Source organism: Chitinophagales bacterium, from assembly GCA_040877935.1.
GTDB lineage: Bacteria > Bacteroidota > Bacteroidia > Chitinophagales > CAIOSU01 > JBBDNB01.
In genome coordinates this window covers 1-23532 of the sequence record JBBDNB010000055.1, presented here as the reverse complement: position 1 = coordinate 23532, position 23532 = coordinate 1, and the positions used below count along the sequence as shown (strand labels likewise).

Sequence of the window (23532 nt, the reverse complement as noted above, 5' to 3'; positions counted from 1 at the left end):
TAAGATTTATACTTTACGTATTGATTAAACTATTGAGTTTTTTTAAGGAGAAGGAAAAACTAAGAATCAAAATATCAAATGATGAATGAAAAGGTAAGCATACTATTGGTCGATGATCATCCAATGATTCGACATGGCATTAAGGCATTACTCAATGATGTTGAAAATTTAAATGTAAACGGAGAAGCATCAAATGGGCAAGAAGCCATAGCGCAGTTTAAATCCGGAAATTATGATCTTATTATTATGGATATTAAAATGCCGGTAATGGATGGCATTGAAGCAACAAAAGAGCTCAAAAAAATTGATAATGCTGTAAATATTCTCGCGCTTTCAATGTATGATGAACATCGCTTTATTACAAGAATGTTGCAAGCCGGAGCCAAAGGATATATTTTAAAAAACACAGGAAAAGAAGAGCTGGTAAGTGCCATAGCAAAAATCATTGCAGGTGAAAATTACTTTAGTCCCGAAGTCTCCAATATAATGATGTCGCGGTTTATGAATGACAAAACCGAAAGTCCAAGAGGTTCTTCTACAGCCAATTTAAATGTTACCCTTACTAAAAGAGAAACTGAGATCATTCGCATGATCGCCAATGAAATGACCAATAGCGAGATTGCTGCCGAACTGAACATCAGTCCTCGTACGGTTGACACCCACCGCAGAAACTTACTGCAAAAACTGGATGTGAAAAACACAGCAGGACTTGTGCGCTATGCACTACAAAATGATATTATTGCCTGATATTATGCTTGATGCAGATACTCAGAACGAAATATTAAAACTCCTACAAGAAAAAAATCCCCATTTCACCGCAATCGATCAGGTGAATTCACTCAGCGGTGGGGATATTAATGCTGTTTATAAAATCAGATCAGGGGATGCTGCTTTTGTTGTCAAGCAAAATTATGCCGACAAATATCCTGAAATGTTTCGCAAAGAAGCTGCCGGTTTGGATCTTCTGGGCAAATCAAGTGCATTCAATATACCGCAGGTAATAGGCACTTGTGAAGCATCCGGTCAAAGCTGTCTTGTTTTGGAATACATCGCTTCATCAAATCCTAAAGTAGATTTCTGGAAAGGTTTTGCGCATAATCTGGTGGAATTGCATCAGAACACTTCTGAGAACAATTGCTTTGGGCTGGATTATTCCAACTATATCGGCTCTTTAGTGCAGCCCAATCAATGGACATCAAATTGGTTTGAATTTTATGCCGAACAGCGCCTTTTGCCCATGTTTCAAGATGCATATGACCAGGGACATTTCACACAATCCGACCACAGGAGATTAGAACAGGTCATTTCAAACCTGGAAAATAATATCCCAAATGAAAAACCCGCCCTGCTTCACGGTGATTTGTGGAGTGGCAATTACCTGGTAGATGAAGATGGAAATCCTTGCCTGATTGATCCGGCAGTATATTATGGACACAGGGAGACGGAACTGGCTTTTATGCAATTGTTTGGTGGATTTGATTCTAAATTATTTGAAGTTTATCAGCAGAAATTTCCACTTGAGCCCGGTTTTGAAAAACGCAAAGAACTGCATCAGCTCTACCCCTTACTGGTACATTCGGTTTTGTTTGGTGGGCATTATGTGCAGCAGGTGAGGGGAATATTGAACAGAGCATTCTGAAGTCTGCAATGCCCAGGCCTATTTGCAAATGCAAAAAAAGGGCCAGGATTTTTCTGAATTCATCTGGTCTTTTGTTGAAGGAAAGCCCATTGTCAACAACTTTAAAAGTATGCAGGAAACCCCTGCCAAAACAGAATTTTATGAAAAATGAGCAAGGCATTGAAAGCAAGAGAATTCCGCTTTGTGGGCAGCACCATTTGTTATGCATATACGCAGGCAGCTGAACTTGTGGATGATCATATGCTGTATTGCTGGAAAAGGCAATAGCAATTCAGGCCATTAATTAACCATTCCTGTATATCGCAGCAGCGGAAGTGTTTTCAGCAGGCATTTCATTTTTTTCTAAGAGATAGACTGTTCCACCTTTTAAAACAGTTTGAACGGCAGCAAAATTCAGCAGGTCTTCATGGCTGTTGGCCGGTGAGTCACCTATTTCCACCTCGTGATTTTGGCTGTCGTAATGTCCCCACACAGGCTGCGAGTTTGTTACAAACAACTGATCGATTAAGCCTGATACACTGTTTTTCACAATGCTGTGTATTTCTGTTTCTGCTTTTCCGGTTCCTGCAAGGTTTTGGAATTTGTTCTTTTGTTCGACTTGCTCTTTTTCAAAATGATCTTTGAGTAATTGCAGGGCCAATTTATGCAATTCTGCCGTTGAGGTTCGGTCATGGTTGCCACTTATAGGTTCGGGGTAAATCATCGGATATTTACTTACTTCCCTAAAATGTCCACGCAGGTCATCTACCCCTGCCAGCACCAAAGGAGCCTTGTTGCTGTTCATAATATCTACCAGCACATTGTCCAGTTTTGTAAGATAATTTTTCAACAAGCGATGCTTCACATCCTTGCCTTCACCATGCCCATGTGTTAATGCACTTTGGGAGTTTCCATATCCGCTGTGTTGTTGCAATTGATTTTCCGGGCTTTCAGGTTTAATGACTTCTGAAAGCTTTTCCACACCAAAATCTTCCAGGTTGATCTCGGATATATTATAGGTATCTGCTTCGAAAAACTGAATGTTTTTTCCCGACATATTCAGGATATAAAAAGGATGGTTATTGTTCAACAAGGGAAGTAGCGGAACCAGGTAAAAGCGCTTGTTTATAACATTGAAGGTGCCGAATGCAATGTTCAATGTGTAATATTGGAAAAAATCTTCCGCGATAAATACAGCAAGACCATCTGATTGATGCCTCCAAAATTCATCGTCATCGATCAACTTATAAGCAGGAGCAAGCAATTTTTTAATTGCATCAGCACTTTTTCCCTTTTCTTTCAATTGGTTTTCTATAGCCTGTATCTGTGTTTTGAATTTTAATTTATCCTTGTCCTGAAGTACTTCTTGCCCGCCCCTATGTGTTGGGATATAGACTGAAATACATGTTTGTCCTGACTCTTCTGCCAGTTTCCTGAAATCTGCTTTATTAAACGGTTTCATAATTGTTTTTTTGAAAGGTTAAAAAATCTATTTTAATTCTCCTCAACTATCATCTATAAAATGCAATTTCATTTTGGTTTTTCCATGTTTTAAGTGTGAAAAAAAAATAATTCCAAATAAATATCCGTTGTTGAGCTCAGCTTAGGGTTAGTTTTTCCATTAATTGATGGAAACAGGCGCAAACAAATCCCAGGACACTCCTGCTCCAAATTGATGTCCAGAATCTACAAAGCGAATATTGTAGTTGTCGTGGCCATATGTGTAATTAATAAAAAAACCGATGTTTCTGGGAAGGAAAATGGTAAATGTGGTCATTGATCTGAGAGGATTAACATGTGAGTGTGCCCCTGAAATCAATTCAAAATTTTGTTCAGCCAGTATTCTATATCCGGATTGCCATTTGAACAAATAATTGTACCCCATAAGAAATCGGGTTCTGCCAAAAATATCAATGTTCTCATCTGCAATACCTCCCTTGTCTATCAGACCCAAAAAGTTGTTGTGGTATATTGTTAAGCCAAAACTAAATGTATGTATTTGTTGTGGCGTATTGTAATCATCAAAGTTTGGAATAAACCGGTAAGCAAAAGAAGTATGGGTAAGGTTGGTTGAAAAATCTCCATTGCTTCTGTTGAGCATTTCGGACAGGTCAGAATTGCGATTGATTAAATTATAGATGCTGTCGCATTCTGAAGATCCCTCATCAAAACCCATAGCAAAAGCGCAACTCGTTTGTCCATTTGAATAATGGCCACTTTCCAATTTGTAACTGATAAGATTCCTTTTATTGATGCGATAAAGGTGTTGCAAGCCGATAAAAAAGCGATAAGAAGGCATTTGAACTGGGTTGGAGTCTTTATTATACATTCTGAATTGAGGCCTGAAAGTAAAATAATAGCCCATGCTCAAAATTTTATCTTGCTTAACACTCTTGTTGTAGTTTTTAAAAAAATGCAAGGTCAAAATTGGTTGAAAATCGAAAATGATGTCTTCACCTTTGTACATGGGACTTCTCCAGCCCAATTTAGGATTTTCAAGTGCCGGATTTGTAAGCGCAAAAGCATCGTAATTGAATTTGTACTTGTGTTTGCCAAATACAGGAAGTTTTTTGATTCCTTTGATTGAATCGGTAGCAGTCTGCCCGACAAGCATACAGCTTGAGAATATTGTCAAAAAGATCAGTACGCTTGATTTCATTTTAATTCAGTATAGGGAATAAAGATATAACCTTATAAAAAAAGCAGGCTGAAATTTCATCGTGGATATTGCTGCCTGGATACAACAAAAAAATCAAAAAATGCTGAATAGAACCAGCATAAATATATAAATGTGGGTTTCAAGAACTTAATTCACAAAAATTCCTTTGCTAAATTGGTTTTGCTTTTGCCTACATAATAATTAAATTGCTTTAAGTACCAGATTACTCAAAATAGTTATAGTCAATCTGTTAATCATGAATTTAGAAAAAGAACAAATAAGAATTATATCTGAATATTTATCTGACAAACCTGTATTAAAAGCATGGTTGTTTGGTTCAAGAGTAAGGGGGGAATCCAATGCTTCCAGTGATATAGATATTTTGCTTGAATTGGATTATTCAAAACATATTGGTCTGGAATTCATAAAAATGAAATTGGATCTGGAAGCAAAGCTCAAAAGAAAAGTAGATATGGTGTCAAAGAAAGCGCTTTCAAAACACATATTGCCTTTTGTGAACAAGGATAAGCAATTGATTTATGAAAGGAAAACTTGGTGATCAACAACGTATCCGTCATATTCTGGATGCTATTTCTGAAATTGAATCCTACCTGAAAGGTATTGATCGCAAAGGCTTTTCTAAAAACTCAATGATGCGTTTTGCTATCGTAAAACAACTTGAAATAATAGGCGAAGCCTGCAATCATATTTCAGAAGAAACAAAAAGTAAAACAGCAAAATTGAATGGCTAAAAATCATTGGCATGAGAAACATTGCTGTCCATGAGTACTTTGGAATTGATTTTGAAATTATTTGGCAAATTGTAAATGTTGATTTGCCAATTTTCAAAAAGGAAATTGAAAAGTTTTTGTGATTTTTTTATCATATCTTTCCCTCCTGTCCCAGCAGCCAATCCCTATTGGTAATGTTTTTCGAAGCTTCAATTTGCCTTTCAATTTTTGAATAGCGCTTTTTACTTTTTCTGAACTCAAAATAAGGCACCTTGTTTTTTCCGTTACTCCTGAAGAATTGGCCAATTGCAAAGCTTCTTATACAGGTCAATATTTAAAGGAAAAGCTGGGCTTATGAAAAATGCCTATTGGTTGATATTGATTTTCAGCACCATTGTTTTGGTTTTTTCTTAATTGGATTTACCTTGCCAGAGCGGATTTTAGTGGAAAGCAAAACAGAGATCAATCGTTCGCCAGAGGATGTTTTGGATTTTTTGGACAATCTGCGCAATTGGGAAAAATGGAGTGAAATCAATGCCCAAAACGATAGTACTTTAAAAGTGGAGTATTCCGGCACCAGTGCCGGAGTGGGATCCATTATGACCTGGGAAAGAAAGGCGCTTGGAAAGGGCAGCATTAAAATCACCAGAATTACTCAAATGCCCGTGTTGCACTACATTTTAGAACCGGAGAGCAGTAATTTATTATTTGATTGCAAATTTGAAATTAGGAAAACGGAACAGCCCGGCAAATCAAATGTGCGCTGGGTAGTGGTTACCGATTTGGGATTGAATCCCGTGATGCGCTATGCAGGTATTTTGCTAAAAAGCAGTTTGAAAAGCGAAACCGAAAAGGAAATCGAAAAGCTGAAAGCCGTTTTAGAGGAGTGAAAATTTGCTCTTTCTTATAGTTGCAGTTTTTAAAATTAGTTTTTCTACTTTTAAGGCTTACTGTTTTGGGGGGAGCTTACACAGGGGAACTTCAGAAAATCAAATAAAAACCTTGGAGTTGACAAACATCTTATTCCAACACAACTGCATACCCTTTGTAATGACGGACTATTTTGGATTGAAAACAAAACTTATCTCCCGGATGAAATGGCCATTCGTTTTAAACATAGAATTGTGAGCATTCACTGTTTCCCAAATGGCAATGGCCGGCATAGTCGATTGATGGCGGATATTATTATTGAGAAAATCTTTGGACAAGAAATCTTTTCTTGTGGGGCTGTTGAGTTCTCCAAAACAAATGAAGCTCGGCAAGCCTATCTCCATGCAGTAAAAACAGCGGACAATGGTGATTTTCAACCCTTGTTAAAATTCGCAAGATCATAAACCTTTGAGCCCAAAATTACTGGGAAATTGGGGATTAAGCACACAGGAAATCAAAAGTGCTACAGTTTCATTATTTTCACTGGCAAATGATTTAAACCATTCACATTATATTGTAAAAAAGAGCAATCATGATTACTAAAATTAGCACTCTAAGCATATTGGCATTTATTACATGCATCACATTTGTATTTGGACAGGGAATTGATGAAAGCAACTATTCAAAAAGAATGCACACTGTTAAAGACATGAACAGCAGTGAAATAGAACGCTTTATCAGTCTGATGGAAGAAGCTGTAAAGAATGACCCCGACAATATTGATTATTCTTATGAAATTGCCTTTGCGCTTTATGTAGACAAAAAATACGAAAGCGCAATAAAAGTGCTGGAACCACTAAGCAGAAGAACAAAAACCAGCGACAATGTTTTTCAGTTGCTGGGAATTTGCTACAATTTAAACGGAGAGCGTTTAAAAGCAATTGCTACTTTAGACAAAGGGCTTAAAATTTTCCCGAAATCTGGAACACTGCATTTGGAACGCGGTTATTTAGAGCTGCTTTCCAAAAACAAAGAACAGGCCCTAAACACCTTTACAAAAGGAACCCGTGTATCCCCAAAATTTCCAGAAAACTACTATTGGGCGGCTAAACTATACTGCGATTCACAAGATGAAGCCTGGGGCATAATTTATGGGGAAATCTATATGAGTTTAAAGCAAGAAGGAAAAAGAACAGATGAAATCAGTAAATTACTTTTTGATACCTACAAAAGTGAAATACAACTTAATAGCGGCACTCCAAATCTTAGTTTTTGCAAAGAGGACCCTTCTTCGGGCAATTCTTCTACTCCTTTTTGCAAGGTTTATGAAACAACATTACTGGAAGCTATTGGCTCAGAAAAAAACATTGATCTTAATTCGCTCAGCACAATCAGAAAAAATTTTTTGTCGAGCTACATTGAAAACGGGCACGACAAAACTTATCCAAATGTTATATTCAGATACCAGGACAAGGTATCCAAGGCCGGACATATGGAAGCATACAATTACTGGTTGCTAAAAGAAGGAGATAAAGCCGGTTTTGAGAAATGGAACGCAGCCAATAAAGACAAATGGAATGCTTTTTTAAAATGGTTTGATAGCAATTCCATACGTGCAATAATGTGATGACTCTGCTAATAATATCCTCAAATTATTGAGTTGATTAGGGCTTTAATCGGCTTTATTATCGGGCTTGTGCAGGTTTTGATTTTAAAGCTTTAGTTATATTAATTTTACTTTACCCCATCGTACTGGAAATCTATGGTTTGTTCAGGAGAGTTAGTTCCTTGTTCTGGCACATAAATTTGTCCAGAAATGGATATACTGTTGTTTTCCAATGCTCCTGTTCCTTCAATAGTTGAATTAAAATCGTAGTCAAAATCTTGTTCCGGGATTTGAAAAGCCTTGGAACTTGTAAGTTCAGCATTAATTGCAGCATTGATAAAGGTGATTCGCAAACCGTTTATCTTTGCAAGATCCTGAACAATTGTAATTTCTTTTTTATTGTAATTAAACCCATCAAAGGTTCCTGTATATTCACCCTCGAATTTTGCAGTTTGCCTGGTTTCACAATCAGGTCCTTCATAATATGCTTCACAGTTTTTATTGTCGTCTTTATCAGCATCATTTTTTGAACAGGCAGAAAAAACAAACAGAAACACAGACAAAAACAATATGTAATTTTTCATGATAGATTATATTTAGTCGATTAAGCAGTTGAAGTTAATAAACTATTAGCGAAAAGTATCAAATCTATTGCAAAATTCTTTTTGAATATGGTTTTCAATATTCAATTTTTTGTATGCATTTGATAAGACTGCCTTTTGAAAACATACTTTATTATCAAATGCGTATTGGTGCATTTGTTCAATCCACGAGCTGTCGCCAACTTTAGCAAAGAGGTATTTTCGTACTGAAGCCTGCTCAATGCTTTTGGGGTAGTTTTTCAAAAACACGTTCACCAAATTTGTCCTTCCTTGCTTGAATTTTGGATGCGAAGTATTCGGTGGAATGCGAACCACGCAAGACAAAGCCCTGTCAATATCTTTTTGGTTCATGTAATAAAACATCAGATTGACGAGTGCTTCATCAAAATTATAGGAAAGGGAAAGTGCCTTCTTATAGTATTTCAATGCAAGTGCTGGTTTGCCTTGTAAATAATAAGTTGAAGCAATATTATTCAGGTTTAAAAGGTGATAGGGGTGAATTTTTTCCGCCTTTAAAAAACTCGATTGGGCACTATAAATATCGCCCTGGTGAAATTGTGCCTCACCGATATAATAATCCACAGGCCAGGCAAAATAATCTACCGGGACTTTCCACTGTTTGGCTTTTAATCCGTGTTCAATCACTTTTTCGTATTGATTCAATTGCCAGGATTTAAGTACTTTTTTAGTATGAAAATGTCCTAATGTTAGTATAAAAACCACCAACAAATTTGCGAACACAAACAAAGGAAGCAGCACCTTAACCAAAGGATTTAGCCATTGAAGTTTTACAGCAGAATTCGATGGTTTAAATGTGCGGAAATACAATGCAAGATTTGTTGTGAACAGCGTATAGGGGAAAACCCTTTCTTTAGGAAAGTCAAAAATAGAAATCAATAAAAACCCAACACTTAGAGCCAATATCAATAAATGATAGCCTGTGTTTTTTTGTTGGTAAAGGAACTTTACAGATTGATAAAACACCCATATAAAGAGCAGGGAAAAACATAAAAATGCCGCCAGACCCAATTCCATCCACACCCAAAGAAAATCATTGTGGGGACGTGTGAAATGTACATCACCCTGCTCGGTTTTAAACCCGGTCAGCCCTTTTGAGGGAAAGATAAATTTCCAGTTTCCTGCACCATATCCGACAAGTGGTTTTTCCCCGATCAATTCCCAGGTATTGGAATACAAATACACTCTTTCTTTGATGGTGTGATTGTAGTGACTCAAACTTTCATCCCATTCTACAAGTCCGGATATGCGTTTGAAAAAATTATTCTCCCAACTTTGAAATTGTGTATTCCAAATCAAAAAAGCTGTTATTATTAAAATAGCAGGGGCTATAAATTTTAGCCTGAGTACATTATTTTTAATAAAACACCACAACCAGATCCTTGTGTTTTTATTGAGAACAGCTGCTAAAAAAGCCATAAAGGACCCAAATGCAATAGCGAGAAGAACAGATCGGGTCTGAAGAAAAAGTATGAACAAAAGGCTGAGTATTAACAATGCACTACTGAGCAATTTCCAAAAACCTTTTAAATTATATATCGCCAATATGAGTAGCGGAATTCCTGTAAAAAGGCTAATGGAGAAAATATTTTTGTGACCAAACAATGAATCCACATGATAGAGCTCATCATAACCAATTGCAATGCTTCCTCGTGCGTAAAGCATTAATCCCAGCTGAATTGAAGCTGCAATTAGCACAAGTAAAATTGCGATGGTTACCGATTTAAGAATCAGGATACGCAGCTCATCATATTTCCCCAGCACATAAATAAGCATAAACAACAATGCCCACTGCATAATTTTAAAAGCATCGCCCAAATTGCTCAGCCAATCGCTGCTTCTAAATGATTGGGCAAAATGAAAAGCAAACAAAAGCAGAAAGATCAGAGAAAGCGGGTGAATAATCGTGTTTTGAAAAGCAGCTTTAATTGTAGCAGGAGCAAAATACAAGCACCAAATACTCAAGAGCCCTGTAAACAGTGTAAGTGCAGCAAAACGTGAAAGCAACCAAATTTCACTTAGAAAAGGAAAACAACTCAAGCTCAATAAGGGAAAAAACAGAAAACAAACAGCCTTGATCCAAAATGGAAAGCGCATATATTTTTCATTGCTTGAATCAATGTTCCGCATATGTACTTTTTTCAGCTAAAATATGTTCAGCTGACTATTAATTGTAAAAATCCCAGCTCAGTCCTACTTTAAAAGCTCTGTCGTATTCCGGGTAGCGATAAAAGTTAAAGTTGCCATTTTGCTCGCCAATCCCTTGTAGCAAATTCTGCATTTTGGCGAAAATACTCAATGATTTCACCTGGAAAGAAAGGAACAGATCCAGGCGCGGTACATAATTTAGGGTATTGTTTCCGTTCAATTGAAATTGTCCGGTCATCGGAAAATAGTAAAGCGCATCATAGGGTGTATTGTAATACATATCAAATCCGACTTTTCCCAGCATTACTTTTTTAAAGATGCGCCCCTGGGCATAAATCGAGCTGCGCATCCAAAACAAAGGCACACGCAGTGCGTCATCCTGGGTTAAATACTGCACACGCAGCAAATTGTCCAGGCCAAACCAGCCTACCCTCAGCGAATGATCGAGACTTGCTGTAAATACATTCTGTGCATTGTCGCTTTGAGCGGGCCTTCTGTCGCTGTCGTAATAAATCAGGTTACTAAGCGTAAACATTCTGCCACTCAATCCCAGTCTGTGTTTTGGTAGAATATAGTCGGCTCCCAACCAAAAGTAATTCTCTTTCTGAAAATCATTTTGCCAGGAAAAATCCCTGATAAAAAAGCGCTGTGCAACATAAGCAGGCTCCTGCCGGGAATAGCCACTCAACACCTTCAATTGTCCCCATTTATCGCCCTGCAAGCCCAGATAGGCATTGGCGCGCAGATCACCCTGATTGTAGGAGGCCAATGCCATTCTTAAATTTCCAGCATACAAAAAACGCCCTTCAACATTTGGGTGATCACTGACAGAAAAATTCACATTGAGCTCGCTCAAAGATTCAAAATGAAATTGATTGAACCACTCCAGGTATGCATAAGTGGCTGATGCACGAATTAAAAAATCATTGTACTGCGGACTTCCAGTAGTGTCGATGCACTTAATCCTGGAAAAATTCACGCCAAATTCATTGCGCAAATCCTTAAAAATATATTGGTTTTCAATGCTGTCGGAAATGGAATAAAAATCATCGTAAAACAGGGAATCGGGATTGGTATCGTAAAATCGATATTTCCTGCGTTTGTACTCCGCCTCGTGATAAAAAGTTATGGAAGGGTAAAACTCATAGAGCACTGTAGTGTCATTAATGCTCTCATAGGCCTTTTTTCCAAATGAATAAGATTGTCTTACCAAGGCGCCCATTTCCCGGTCTTCGGTACGTGCATTAGGGGAATTGACTTCTAACAGGGTTTTGGTAGTAAATGTAGTATCGTCAAACATCCCTGTAAATTCCACCCCACCGTTTTCAAGCGATTTCATATTGTTGAGCTGCAAGATTGTTTGTGCCGTATAGCGTTTGTTTTTACTGTTGACCCTGGCAGTGAGTGCTGCACTGTTGTTGCCTGTTTCCTGGTTGGTGTACAATCCTGTTGATGCTACCCGTCTGAAATTGAAGCCGAAATTAAACTGTGAACCAATATTCTGATTGTGGGTGGCTTCATACAATTGCTCCCTGTTGGTGCCAATCATGATCTTTAAATTGGAATAAGAAACACGGCTGTTGTAAAAAGGAATATTGTCTTTTGTAAAACGATACACATCAAATTGTTCATGCCCGGTTCTGAATCCAAAGGGTGTGTAATTGTCAAAGAAAATATAATGGGCAGCACTGCCGATATTGCCCGTATTCAGAAATCTAAAATCTTTTTGCCTGGCAGGATCGTAAATATGAAAATAATCGAGCGTGGTGTCGGGTCGGAAAATCTTTATCCCGTTGATTCCTTTTGTATAAGTAATTTCAGAAGCGCCACGGTCTAAAAATTTTCGGTCGGAAAAAACTGTGTCCAGGACCAATTCTTCTTCTATCTCTACAATTTGCAAAGTAGTGTCGGCTTCTTCCTCTTGGGCAAATGTTGTGAAAGGAAACAATATAAATACAAACACAAAAAGGCATCCCGTAAATAAACATTGATGCCCAATCGAATTATTTCTGCTTGCAGATATATAGCTTACTTTATGAAGCATAATCAAAGACCGGCTATCAATTCTTTCATAATTTCCGTTAATTTCGGTTCTGCTTCATTGGCCACAGCAATCACATCTTCAATACTGGTTTCCTTGATCACTTCGCGCGGATAACCCATATCTGTAATTACCGAAATGGCGAAAATTTTCAAATCCATGTGTTTTGCTACAATCACTTCGGGAACGGTTGACATGCCTACTGCATCGGCTCCGATTCTGTGCAAATAAGTATATTCAGCAGGAGTCTCTAAGCAAGGGCCTGAAACACTGGCATAAACGCCCTGGTGGCAATCGATATTTTTTCCCCGTGCAATTTCAAGTGCCTTTTCAATCAATTGGGGATCATAAGTATGCAACATATCGGGAAAACGCGGCCCCAGGCTATTGTAGTTTTTACCCCTGAGCGGATGCTCCGGTTGCAAATTAATATGATCATTGAGGATCATCAGGTGGCCGGTTTTAAAATTTTCATTGGTACTGCCCGCTGCATTTGAAATAAAGAGTTGCTCAATGCCCAGTGCTTTCATCACTCTTACGGGGTAGGTAACAGCCCTCATATTGTAGCCTTCATAGTAATGAAAACGCCCCTGCATGGCCACCACATCTTTTCCGCCCAATTTGCCAAAGATCAATTTACCGGAATGGCTTTCTACTGTTGAAACTGGAAAATGAGGCGTATGAGCATAATCGAGTATTTGTGTGACTTCAATTTCATCTGCCAGTGCACCGAGCCCGGTACCGAGAATAATACCGATTTTGGGTTGAGTATCTACCTTTGCTTTAATATAGGCAAGTGTTTCTTCTATTTGCTTCAATAAGTTTTCCATAACCTTGTTTTATTCAAAAATAATCATTCATTTTTTTCTACAACTTTTTCTAAATATTGCAGCAACTCTCGTTGAAACCTGTCTTTGTCTTCCGGGAAAAACTCCACTTCAACAGGCAGTATGTAAATGGGCAGTTTGTTTTCCTGCACCCATCGCTTGTGCGGAATCAAGCGCACTACATCTTTTTCTGTAGTGAGCAGTATTTTATTTTTCCGGTCAATATTCTGAAATGCGGTGCGGATATTGTCCATATCATAAGCATCAAAATTATGGTGATCGGGATATTCGCTGTTGAAAACCTCTTTGCTTTGGCTTTTGAGGTATTCCATCAATTCGTCTAACTGTGCAATTCCGCTAAACAAATAGATGGCATCTGGATCGGACAGTTCAATTTTATCTTTACTGTCAATCAGGTTATATGCTTTGCCGTATTTCAAATATGAGAACAGCAATAACTGGTTTTTTGAAGGAGCTATTTCTTTTCTGAGACTTTCGCGCTGTTCTTTGCTAAGGGATTCAGGGCATTTGCTCACAACAATAAAATCGGCTCTTTTGGCAGATGCTCTGAATTCGCGCAGACTTCCTGCTGGCAGAATATAATCGCGGGTATAGGGTTTATTGAATCTTGTAAGCAGAATGTTTATAGCAGGAGTAACACTGCGGTGTTGAAAGGCATCATCCAGCAGTAAGACCTGTGTTTGGGGTGCATCGCTCAGTAATTGTGGAATGCCATAAACCCGCTCTTCAGCCACAGCTACATTCACAAAAGGATATTTACTTTTTATCAGTGAAGCTTCATCGCCTACTTCATTAGCAGTGGCCATGCGCTGCACCATTTTATATCCACTGCTTTTTCTTTTATAGCCCCGGCTCAAAACAGCCAGTTTGTATTGAGTGCCCAGCAATTTTATCAAATATTCAATATGTGGTGTTTTTCCTGTGCCCCCTACCGACAAATTGCCTACAGAAATCACCGGAAAGTGAAACTGTATGCTTTTGAGCATATTCCAGTCATAGAATTTATTTCGCAGAAATATAATGCCTCCGTATAGTAAGCTAAAAGGAAAGAGCAAATAACGCAGATAGGCAATCAATGGCATCATAAAAGCAAAGCTATCTAAAATTGTGGAGATGGAGTTTGTAAATATTGTACTCCTTAAGATGAGGACTGAATTATTTACTCACAATCAAAAATTCAACCAGAAACTTTTTTTGTTTGTATATTTGTTGTCTAACTAGACAATAATTTATGCCTACTATAAAAATTATTGACTCAATAAAAATTGACATTTATTCAAGAGAACATCCACCACCACATTTTCATGCAATATATGCAGAACATGAAGAACTGATTGAAATTAAAACATTGAAAAGGTATACTGGGCGTTTACCCAAATCCAAAAGAGGCAAAGTGATTAATTGGGCAAAAAACAGGCAGGATTTTTTACTTGAAAATTTTAAACGATTAAACCCAGACTTATGAGAAAAAGACCAATAATTCCGAGGATAATTAAAGTGCAGAAAATTGAAGGCTTCAAAGTTTACTGTATGTTCAATAATGGCGAGAATAGAGTACTTGATTTTAAGGAAATATTTAAAAAATGGAAGCTTAAATCAGGGGATATAGAATTCCCTCTTTTAAAGGAAAAAGAATTCAAAAAAGTAAGGCTTAGGAATTATACATTGTCCTGGCCTAATATTCCAGTATCACTTATTAATGAAGATGGAAATGAAGAAATGCACCCTTATGAATTGAGTCCGGACGAACTTTACAGGATGAGCAAAGCTGTTGAGCCTTCTGCTTCTGAAAAATTCGGAACCTTGATAAAAGCTGCAAGAATAAAAGCCGGTTTGACACAAGAGCAATTGGCAGAGAGGTGCGGCACGTCCAGGTTTTACATTTCAAGACTTGAAAACAACAGAACTGATGTAGAGCTTTCTACCTTCAGAAAAATAGTAGAAGCGGGACTTGGCAGGGTATTTACTCTGAAAATAGAATAAGCCTTCAAAGGTTTAAGCTTCCTTATCTGCCTGCTCCTTTTTTTCAGCCTTTGCTTTGTGAAAAAGGTCTCTGTTTTTGCGCAGCAGTTTTAATTTTTGCTCCCATTCTTCCAGGCGCTTTTTCGATTGCTCCACTCTTTGCTCCACATCTTTGCGCAATTTTTCTGCGCCTTTGCTGTGGCCGAAAAAACTCAGGTTGTTTTCATATTGTATGATTGAATCTTTCAAGCCTTTAACTTTATCGCTCAGAATACGCTCTTCCTTTTTAAAGAGTAGGTCTGTATCTTCTCCCGCTGCAACAAAAGCATCCATTCTGTTTTGGTACTGAATGGCCTCTTTTTCACTGTCATCTACCGAAAGATTTTTGTAAAGACCATCTAAAGCTGACTTGTAAGCTGTATTAATATTTTCTACTTCCTTTCTCGGAACCGGCCCGATATTGGTCCATTCTTCTGCAATTTTCTTTAGCTCCTGAAGGTCTTTTTCTTTATCACCACTGAGCTCAGTTTTTTTGATCTTTTCAACCAGTGCTTGTTTAGTTTTCAGATTTTCTTCCTGCCTGTCGTCCATTGTGGCATAAAAAGTTCTTTTCTTATCGAAGAAATAATCGCAGGTGCTTCTCATTTTCTTCCACATGCGGTTTTCTTCGCGGGGCGAAAGCGGCTCGATCTGCTTCCAGCGGTCCTGTATATTTTTAATTTCCAACGTAGCTTTGCGCCAATCCGTACTGTCTTTCCACTGCTCCAAATCTTTGAGCAGCGCTTCTTTTTTCTCACGAATTTTCTCGCGCTTTTCTTTCAGCTTTTCGTAATAGGCTTGTTTGGCATTGAAAAAGCGATCGCATGCCTCGCGATAATCCTGAAAAAGAACTTCGCGCTTTTTTCTCGGACTAAAGCCAATGCCTTTCCATTCCTTTTGCTGGTCTAAAACCTGCTTTGTAGCCTCTTGCCACTTTTTGGGATGATCCAGCACATCGACATCAATATTTCTGATGGTTTCAATTACTTTCTCTTTGGCTTCCTGATTGGTCTTTTGTTCTTCTTTTACCTTTTTGTAATGTTCTTTTATTCTTTGGTAAACCGCATCCAGTGCTTCTTTGTAAGTCGCCCGAAGCGCTTCCCATTTCTCGTGCGGAACAGGCCCGATCTCGCTCCATTCTTCCTGAAACTGCTTTACGAAATGCTCGCACTGTTTGATGGATTTTTCATCTTTCAGATGATTGATTTTTTCCACTACCTTTTGCTTGGCTTCAAGGTTTTTATCCAGGTCAAGCTTTTTCAGGTCTTTGTAGATGTTTACCGTATAGTAAAACAGATCATTATGGTGCACCCATTCGTTTTGCAATTCACTGTAGAGGTGCTTGGGCACAGCCCCGGTATTGCGCCATTTTTCTTTTATGGCTTCAAATTTGTCAAAGGCTTTGGCTATTGTTTCCTCATTTTCTATGAGGTTTTTCAAATCCGCCAAAAGCTCTTTTTTCAGCTCGTAATTGGCCTTGAGTTCTTCGCTGTGTTGCTTTTTATAGGCAGCGTATTTGTCATTAAAAATATTGATAAGCTCTTTAAAACGAAAGTCTGCTGAATCTTTGGGCGCCACGAAATCCGACTCATGGTTGTTTTCATCCTCCAAAAAAGCTTTGAGCGCAACTTTGTTTTTTTGCTCGCGGGCTTCCTCAAATTCTTTTTCGAGCACGCGCACTTTATCGAGCACTTTCTGTACTTCGTTTTCCTTAATGGTTTCTTCTAATTGCAATACGATTTCCTGCTTACTCATAACAGAAGGAAGAATTAAATTTTAGTGTTTAAATGACTGATCAATACATCCAGCCCTTTATCAAACCGAACATTATTCGTGATAATGATGTCTGAATTGTCGCGGTATGGACGTAGAAATTTTTTATAAGAAGGCACCACATGCTGATCCCATTGATAGCGCACAGTGTTTTCCGCATAACCTCTTTCTGTGGCATCGCGCAATATCCTTCTTTTCAGTTTGATGTCTTCTTTGGCATCAATATATACTTTTAGATCGAGAAAACTGCGAATTTCATTGTAATGAAAAATAAAGAGTCCTTCCATAACAATGACAGGTGCAGGGGCCAATTCTATTTCTCCCGAAATTTTAGCAGAATTATTGAAAGTATATTCTTTTACGCGCACAGTATTACCGGCCATTAACGCTTGCAAATCGCGGTGGAAACTCTCTCTGCAAATGGCAGTGGGAAGGTCGAAATTCACTTCCCCGTTTTCATCTTTTTCCTGGGTATCAAAGGGCTTGTAGTAATTGTCTTGCGACACTATACTGACACTGCCCTCGGGCATTCTCTTTTTCAATACTTTTAAAAAAGAAGTTTTGCCCGAGGCACTCCCCCCTGCTACACCAACTATGTATGGTTTTTGGTTCATTTAATTTACTGGCTTGCTGCAAAATTAAGACTTCTTTTGCATAGATGCAGTAAAGGCTAAAAGTAGCTATCAAACCACTATTTATTGTTGGGTGACAATATTAGCAAACATAAAACCTAACCTGGATGAGCCAGAACCAAAGAGGTGAAATCAAAAGAATTGTCAACTACAATCTCGCACAAGATGATTTTCATCAGCTTTGGGACAAAGAAAATGTACATTCTTTTGATGGGACTTATGGGGAATATCTATTGCAAAAAACAGGGAAGGTGTTTCCGAATTTGAAAGAAGGCCTGAATTAAAAAACCGCTTGGACCCATAGATAGCCTAGAGATTCTGTCGGGGTAGCCACAAGGCATGCCTTGTGGCTACCCCGACAGATCTGAAATTTAAATTTGGATAAATAATTTACTTTTGGACGACCAATGTTTACAAGGCTTTTCACGTGACATGAAGAATATTAATATTCTGCCAAAAAATGGTAGAAGTTAAATTATAAGGTACTAAGTAGCAACAGACGTATCTTTTGAAGGCGCTGTAACCACCTCAATATTCACGGGCATTTCCTCCAGGCTAAAGGAATCCACCTGTACAACTTCATCGCGCAGCCGTTCGGTTTTTAATACCAGTTCATATTCCTCCTGCGTAATGACTTCAGCTTCTAAAGCATTTTTCAGCAATATTTTTCCTTTGGCCTTTTTGAGTTGCTTGCTTTTTATGGCTTTCCTTATTTTACCATAAACACCTTTGCTCTCATCTACCAAAGCGAAGGCTTTTTCAAGTTTGGCAAATTGCTCCTCGCTGTCGGTCGGTACAAAACAGCCGTCTTTCAGGCTATCCCTGTAGGGGCCTGGGCTTAATAGTGTTTTGGCTACTTTATGTCCCAGTTTGTCGGAAGGCATGGTGCCAATCGGGTTCAATCTCGACCACAGTGCAACCGGACCGGCAAAAACACTGCCTATTAGCGGAACAGGGAAATTGCTGTATATCCCATCAAAGGCCAATTGGATTTTTGCCAGGGCATATTCACAGGCCCATTGTACAAAAGGCAGCTCTTCTTTCTTTCTGCCGCCTGCTTCGTAGCGTCTCAGGGCACAGATCGCCAGGTATTGCCAGGAAAGTATATCGGCAAATTTTCCAGATAACTTTTCCTTTCTTTTCAGTTCACCGCCCAGCATAATCAATGCAATATTGGATAAAAATGCGAAAGTGGCAGAAGTCCAGGACAATCTTCTGTAGTATTTGGCCGTAGGACCGCTAACAGGTGAACCTGCCAACCAACCCCGAGTCAAACTCAATAATAAAGAACGCACCTTAGTGCTAAGGATCATTCCTGTATGTCCCCAAAAGGCTTTGTCAAAAGCTTTCGCATCATTGTTCATAATGGCTTCCATTTCCTTCACCGCATAGGGGTGACATCTAATCAAGCCCTGTCCGTAAATGATCAGGGAGCGCGTTACAATATTGGAGCCTTCAACTGTAATGCCTACCGGAAGGGCAATGTATGAATTGCCCAGCAAATTCTTAGGCCCCATAATAATTCCTGCACCTCCCACCATATCCATCGCATCATTAACCAAAGTACGATTGAGTTCAGTTGCCCAATATTTGGCCAGTGCAGAAATTACTGCCGGTTTTTTGCCCTTGTCCAAAGCACCGCAGGTAAACCTGTTCATGCCCTCAAGCACATAACCCAGGCCTCCGATTTTTGCAAGTATTTCCTCAATGCCCTCAAACTTTCCAATTTCCAGGCCGAATTGCTGTCTGACACCAGCATAAGCACCTCCTGCCAAACCGAGCATTTTACCGGCTGCACGACCCATCGCGGGTAAAAATATGCCCCTTCCACCGGCCAGTGTTTCCATCAACATTCTCCAACCATTGCCGGCCTGCTCAGGCCCACCTATGATCTGATCAACGGAAACAACCACATCATGTCCTTCTGTTGGCGAATTGATAAAAGGAACACCCAGTGGATCGTGTCTTTTTCCCAAAACCACTCCGGGCAAATTCGTTGGAATCAAAGCGCAGGTAATGCCGGGAAATTTACCTTTTCCCAACAGGTTTTCCGGGTCTCTTAACTGAAAAGCCAACCCAAGCAAGGTTGAAATTGCTGCCAGAGTGATGTAACGCTTGTTCCAGTTTAATTTCATGTACAGTTTGCCATCATCGCCCTTAAAGACTACACCGTGAGAGGATATTGAAGCAGCATCTGAACCGGCATTGGGTTCTGTCAACGCAAAACAGGGGATTTCCTCTCCTTTCGCCAGGCGAGGCAAATAATATTCTTTTTGTTTCGGTGTGCCGTAATGTGTCAGCAATTCGCCAGGTCCTAAAGAGTTGGGCACCATTACATCCACACATAGCGGTGCAGACCTTGTGCCGATTTTTGCAGTAATGGCATTCATACCACTGGCTGAAAATCCGTGTCCTTCATATTCTTTTGGAATGGTCATACCAAAAAAGCGTTCTTTTTTAATATAGTCCCATATTTCGGCTGGCAGATCGCCATCCTTATGGATTTGGTGGTCATTGGCCATTTTACACAGTTCTTCAACCGGGCCATTCATAAAGGCTTTTTCATCTTCTGACAATTCAGGATAGGATTCCTCTAAGATTTTTTTGAAATCGGGCTTGCCCGAGAAAAAGTCGCCATCGATCCAGACTGTTCCGGCATCCAGGGCAATTCTTTCTGTATCTGAAATAGTTGGTAGGAATCCGAGTTTATTCAGAAATGCCATTGTTGGTGCAGAAACTAGATTTTGCCGCAATGGTGGAACATTGAATAATACAGCAAATGCTCCAAAAACAGCCCAAAGCCATACCGGAGCTCCAAAGCCCCAGAGAAAAGCCGCTGCAAAAATAGTCCAGAGCCAAAGTGCAGCTCCTTTGTAGGCCAAAGCTAAAAATACAAGAACGATCCCGGCAATGGCAGGACCGATGAATTGAGGAAGTATCCCGTAAAAAAACTGTTCCATGATGTTTTAAGGTTTAAATTGAATTAAACTTATGCTTGAGGCAATCACAATTGACTAAAAATCAAGTGGTCTTAGTACTTAATATTACAACAATTGATAAAAAAATACTAATAATTAGTGGGGAATTTTCAAAATTTCAACACAAATAACCAATAATAGCTACATCCTATTTATTGATAAGAGAAAAAATCTGAAATACAGGGGCTTAAAAAAGAAGTTTTTTCTATAACAACTGATTGGCTAAATTCGCCAGGTCTGAGCGCTCTCCTTTTTCCAGATTGATATGTGAGTATATATCCTGGCCTTTGAATTTATCTATCAGGTAGGAAAGACCATTGCTCTGCGAATCGAGATAGGGCGTATCTATCTGATTGATGTCTCCGGTAAAAACTATTTTGGTATCATCACCGGCACGGGTAATAATGGTTTTGATTTCGTGGGGCGTTAAGTTCTGCGCTTCATCCACTATAAAATAAACATTTGAAATGCTTCGTCCTCGAATATAGGCCAGTGGGGTAATCAGCAATTTCTCTCTTTCCAGCATCGACTCTATTTTTTTATAAGAGCGCTCCGTTTCTTTGAACTGTCCTTTTATAAATTTCAGATTGTCCCACATGGGCTCCATATAGGGATTGATCTTGGATTTAATATCTCCCGGAAGATAACCAATGTCTTTATTGCTGAGGGGAACGATGGGTCGTGCCAGAAAAATCTGGCTGAATTGCTTGGCCTGCTCCAGCGCAGCAGATAGCGCCAGCAAGGTCTTCCCGGTTCCTGAGACACCCTGAAGTGTTACTACTTTTACATCGGGATGGAATAGAGAATGTAAGGCAAATACCTGCTCAGCATTTCTAGGTTTGATGTGATAGGCATAGCGTTTTTCTATGCGTTCCAGCATTTCAGTAGAGGGATTGTAATAGGCCAGCACTGATTTTTTCTCGTTTTTCAAGATATAATAGTGATTGGCAATGGGCTCCTCACTAAAAAGTGCTTTGTAAGCACAAAAGCCATCTTTATATATGGCGCTGATCACCTCCGGATCGACATCATCTATCGTGCTTTTGCCTTTAAAAAGCTCATCAATATTTTTTACTTTGCCGGTTTCAAAATCTTCAGCAGTAAGGTTTAGAGCTTTAGCTTTCAATCGCAAATTAATATCCTTGCTAACCAGAATCACCTTCTTGTCTTTTTCCTCTTCCGCCAGTTTAAGTGCTGCGTTCAGAATTTTATGGTCCGCTTTTTTGCCCCCAAAAACAAGGTCGGAATCCGTCTTTCCGGTTTCGTTCAAAATCACTTTGAATTTACCTTTACCTCCCCCATTCAGGGGCGTCCAATTCGTGATGGTATATTCTCCCGATAGCTTGTCAAGCGTTCTGATGAATTCACGCGCTTCAAAATTTTTGATCTCATTGCCCTTTTTGAAATTGTCTAATTCTTCCAGTACTGTGATGGGAATGGCTACGTCATTGTCGGCAAAAGAAAGTATAGAAGTGTGGTTGTAGAGTATTACGGAAGTATCTATTACAAATATCTTTTTTGCTTTTTGTTGTTCTGGCATTTTCAAATTTTGATTTAAAAGTAAACAACCTCGGGGCAAGCCCACGAGTCATTTATTTGGAAAAAATACTTTTGATTACGAGGCAAGCCTCGGAGCATTCAAATCTCGATTATCGAGTAAAAGCTACACATTTTTTTCTGTGAATAAATTTGATTTATTAACAAAATAGTAACAACAATTTTTAAAAAAACATTGTTTTATACTGCTATTTTAATTTGAGATAAGCTGAGATAAAACAATATTATTGCTCTGTGGTTTATATTTTAAAGGCATCAATAAAACAATTGCATAAGGTGAATAAATATCAGCAGCTATGAAAAAACTCTACTTAGTTCGACATGCAAAGTCAAGTTGGAAATACAGAGCATTGAGAGATTTTGAGCGCCCGCTGAAAAAAAGCGGGACAGAAGATGCCATTATTATGGCACGGCATCTTAAAGCAAAGAATATTTTCCCCGAACACTGGGTCAGTAGCCCTGCAAAAAGAGCTTTCACTACAGCCGAAATTTTTGCAGAAGAACTCGGTTTTTCAAAATCTGAAGTTAAAACGCTGTCGGGAATTTATGCCAGTTCGGTTGATGAAATGAAAACCTTGATTCTTGGTTTGCCTAATGAAGTAAATAGTACCATGCTGTTTGGACATGAACCTACACTGAGCTATATCTGTGAATTATTGAGCAACAGGAGCTTTGATAAAGTGCCCACCTCAGGTGTTGTTGCCCTTTCCTTCAATGTAGAGCAATGGGGACAGATCAGGGAGAATAGCGCACAGATTGATTTCTTTATTTATCCTAAAATGTTTAGGAAGTAGGGTTACAACAATTTTATTTTACTCTCCCATTCCCTTCTCAGCATAGCGTATTGAAATTCACTACCCCATTTTCCGTTGAAAAAGATGTTTTCTATAAAATGCCCTTCCTTTCTAAAACCAATGCTTTCCAGCAGTTTTATGGATGCTGTATTTTTAACATCCACTCTTTCGGCAACCCGGTGGAAATCCTCAATGCTAAATAAAAAATCCAGAATGCCAATCATGACCTGTTTAGCATAGCCCTTCCGCTGTTCAGTGTGGGAAATTGTAATTCCAATTTCCGCTATTCTAATGTCTGATTGCTTGATCTTAATCGCACAGTCGCCAATGATTTTTTTTGTTTCCCTGTTTTCAATTCCATACTGCACCCACTCACCCGCCTTTCCGAATTTTTTGTTTGAATGTATTTTGACAAAGCCCATTGCCTGTTCCATATTCATTACATCAAACCCCTGATGCTTGCATATTGCAGGGTTTGATCGGTAAAAATGGAATTTTCCAGATCTTCTATTTTAAGATTTCTGATGTAAAGCCTTTTAGTCTGAATATTCAATGAGGTCATTTTGAAAAATGGATGGGGAATTATTACGCTAATGGTAAATAGTGTCTGGTCGAAAAGCACCATAAATCTAAGATCCCATTAATTTTTCAATGAC

The 23532-nt window shown here is 38.8% G+C and carries 24 protein-coding genes; 12 read left to right on the top strand and 12 right to left on the bottom strand.

All coding sequences use genetic code 11. The features are described 5' to 3' along the window. Window positions 1-78 precede the first annotated feature (78 nt). The gene (locus tag WD048_15105; GenBank protein ID MEX0813546.1) at window positions 79-747 is read left to right on the top strand and encodes a response regulator transcription factor; all 669 of its coding nucleotides are present in this window, start codon (window positions 79-81) and stop codon (window positions 745-747) included. Continuing rightward, window positions 740-1639, top strand: coding sequence for a fructosamine kinase family protein (locus WD048_15100; protein ID MEX0813545.1), 900 nt, complete (start codon window positions 740-742; stop codon window positions 1637-1639). The genes WD048_15105 and WD048_15100 overlap by 8 nt, the downstream gene beginning before the upstream one ends. Window positions 1640-1922: 283 nt before the next feature. Here WD048_15100 and WD048_15095 read toward each other — a convergent pair whose 3' ends face one another. Both WD048_15095 and WD048_15090 read right to left on the bottom strand, forming a co-directional pair. After that, complete coding sequence (locus tag WD048_15095) at window positions 1923-3080, bottom strand: hypothetical protein (GenBank protein MEX0813544.1); 1158 nt, start codon at window positions 3078-3080, stop codon at window positions 1923-1925. Between the two features lie 159 nt (window positions 3081-3239). Continuing rightward, complete coding sequence (locus tag WD048_15090; protein ID MEX0813543.1) at window positions 3240-4277, bottom strand: hypothetical protein; 1038 nt, start codon at window positions 4275-4277, stop codon at window positions 3240-3242. A gap of 256 nt (window positions 4278-4533) precedes the next feature. Here WD048_15090 and WD048_15085 point away from each other — a divergent pair, with 256 nt between their 5' ends. From WD048_15085 to WD048_15060, 6 genes are all read left to right on the top strand, one after another. Further along, window positions 4534-4836 (top strand): nucleotidyltransferase domain-containing protein, encoded by a 303-nt coding sequence (locus WD048_15085; GenBank protein MEX0813542.1) that lies wholly within the window; start codon window positions 4534-4536, stop codon window positions 4834-4836. Further along, entirely contained in the window at window positions 4817-5029 is a 213-nt protein-coding gene (locus WD048_15080) for a HepT-like ribonuclease domain-containing protein (protein MEX0813541.1), read from the top strand. The genes WD048_15085 and WD048_15080 overlap by 20 nt, the downstream gene beginning before the upstream one ends. 11 nt (window positions 5030-5040) lie before the next feature. After that, window positions 5041-5151 (top strand): HepT-like ribonuclease domain-containing protein, encoded by a 111-nt coding sequence (locus WD048_15075; GenBank protein MEX0813540.1) that lies wholly within the window; start codon window positions 5041-5043, stop codon window positions 5149-5151. Between the two features lie 225 nt (window positions 5152-5376). Further along, on the top strand, window positions 5377-5898 hold the full coding sequence (locus WD048_15070) for an SRPBCC family protein (GenBank protein ID MEX0813539.1): 522 nt from the start codon (window positions 5377-5379) through the stop codon (window positions 5896-5898). A 60-nt stretch (window positions 5899-5958) separates the two neighbouring features. Next, window positions 5959-6342, top strand: coding sequence for a mobile mystery protein B (locus WD048_15065; protein MEX0813538.1), 384 nt, complete (start codon window positions 5959-5961; stop codon window positions 6340-6342). Between the two features lie 128 nt (window positions 6343-6470). Next, window positions 6471-7505, top strand: a complete 1035-nt coding sequence (locus WD048_15060) for a hypothetical protein (GenBank protein ID MEX0813537.1) — start codon at window positions 6471-6473, stop codon at window positions 7503-7505. A 107-nt stretch (window positions 7506-7612) separates the two neighbouring features. Here WD048_15060 and WD048_15055 read toward each other — a convergent pair whose 3' ends face one another. The 5 genes from WD048_15055 to lpxK are packed head-to-tail and all read right to left on the bottom strand — an operon-like array spanning window position 7613 to window position 14226. After that, on the bottom strand, window positions 7613-8068 hold the full coding sequence (locus WD048_15055; GenBank protein ID MEX0813536.1) for a hypothetical protein: 456 nt from the start codon (window positions 8066-8068) through the stop codon (window positions 7613-7615). 45 nt (window positions 8069-8113) lie between these two features. Then, window positions 8114-10234 (bottom strand): O-antigen ligase family protein, encoded by a 2121-nt coding sequence (locus WD048_15050; GenBank protein ID MEX0813535.1) that lies wholly within the window; start codon window positions 10232-10234, stop codon window positions 8114-8116. Window positions 10235-10271: 37 nt separating this feature from the next. Beyond that, the gene (locus tag WD048_15045; protein MEX0813534.1) at window positions 10272-12296 is read right to left on the bottom strand and encodes a putative porin; all 2025 of its coding nucleotides are present in this window, start codon (window positions 12294-12296) and stop codon (window positions 10272-10274) included. A gap of 2 nt (window positions 12297-12298) precedes the next feature. After that, entirely contained in the window at window positions 12299-13123 is an 825-nt protein-coding gene (locus WD048_15040; GenBank protein ID MEX0813533.1) for a purine-nucleoside phosphorylase, read from the bottom strand. A 23-nt stretch (window positions 13124-13146) separates the two neighbouring features. Next, window positions 13147-14226 carry a tetraacyldisaccharide 4'-kinase gene (lpxK, locus tag WD048_15035; GenBank protein ID MEX0813532.1) on the bottom strand — a complete coding sequence of 360 codons (1080 nt, stop codon included), beginning with the start codon at window positions 14224-14226 and terminating at the stop codon, window positions 13147-13149. Window positions 14227-14372: 146 nt separating this feature from the next. Between lpxK and WD048_15030 the strand changes: the two genes are divergently transcribed. After that, complete coding sequence (locus tag WD048_15030; GenBank protein MEX0813531.1) at window positions 14373-14606, top strand: DUF4160 domain-containing protein; 234 nt, start codon at window positions 14373-14375, stop codon at window positions 14604-14606. After that, window positions 14603-15124: a helix-turn-helix transcriptional regulator gene (locus tag WD048_15025; GenBank protein MEX0813530.1), complete on the top strand. Its 522-nt coding sequence runs from the start codon at window positions 14603-14605 to the stop codon at window positions 15122-15124. The genes WD048_15030 and WD048_15025 overlap by 4 nt, the downstream gene beginning before the upstream one ends. 12 nt (window positions 15125-15136) lie before the next feature. Here WD048_15025 and WD048_15020 read toward each other — a convergent pair whose 3' ends face one another. Together WD048_15020 and WD048_15015 are read right to left on the bottom strand one after the other, a co-directional pair. Further along, window positions 15137-16897: a DUF349 domain-containing protein gene (locus WD048_15020; protein MEX0813529.1), complete on the bottom strand. Its 1761-nt coding sequence runs from the start codon at window positions 16895-16897 to the stop codon at window positions 15137-15139. Between the two features lie 14 nt (window positions 16898-16911). After that, window positions 16912-17529, bottom strand: a complete 618-nt coding sequence (locus WD048_15015) for a uridine-cytidine kinase (protein MEX0813528.1) — start codon at window positions 17527-17529, stop codon at window positions 16912-16914. Window positions 17530-17654: 125 nt separating this feature from the next. Between WD048_15015 and WD048_15010 the strand changes: the two genes are divergently transcribed. Further along, complete coding sequence (locus WD048_15010) at window positions 17655-17831, top strand: hypothetical protein (protein ID MEX0813527.1); 177 nt, start codon at window positions 17655-17657, stop codon at window positions 17829-17831. 201 nt (window positions 17832-18032) lie between these two features. Here the strand turns inward: WD048_15010 and WD048_15005 are convergent, their stop codons facing one another. Together WD048_15005 and WD048_15000 are read right to left on the bottom strand one after the other, a co-directional pair. Then, on the bottom strand, window positions 18033-20507 hold the full coding sequence (locus tag WD048_15005) for an acyl-CoA dehydrogenase (protein MEX0813526.1): 2475 nt from the start codon (window positions 20505-20507) through the stop codon (window positions 18033-18035). Window positions 20508-20730: 223 nt separating this feature from the next. Continuing rightward, the gene (locus WD048_15000) at window positions 20731-22065 is read right to left on the bottom strand and encodes a PhoH family protein (protein ID MEX0813525.1); all 1335 of its coding nucleotides are present in this window, start codon (window positions 22063-22065) and stop codon (window positions 20731-20733) included. A gap of 313 nt (window positions 22066-22378) precedes the next feature. Between WD048_15000 and WD048_14995 the strand changes: the two genes are divergently transcribed. Continuing rightward, the gene (locus tag WD048_14995) at window positions 22379-22876 is read left to right on the top strand and encodes a histidine phosphatase family protein (protein MEX0813524.1); all 498 of its coding nucleotides are present in this window, start codon (window positions 22379-22381) and stop codon (window positions 22874-22876) included. A 2-nt stretch (window positions 22877-22878) separates the two neighbouring features. On the opposite strand, the gene WD048_14990 is transcribed toward WD048_14995, so the two are convergent. Then, the gene (locus WD048_14990; protein ID MEX0813523.1) at window positions 22879-23310 is read right to left on the bottom strand and encodes a GNAT family protein; all 432 of its coding nucleotides are present in this window, start codon (window positions 23308-23310) and stop codon (window positions 22879-22881) included. Between the last annotated feature and the right edge of the window lie 222 nt (window positions 23311-23532).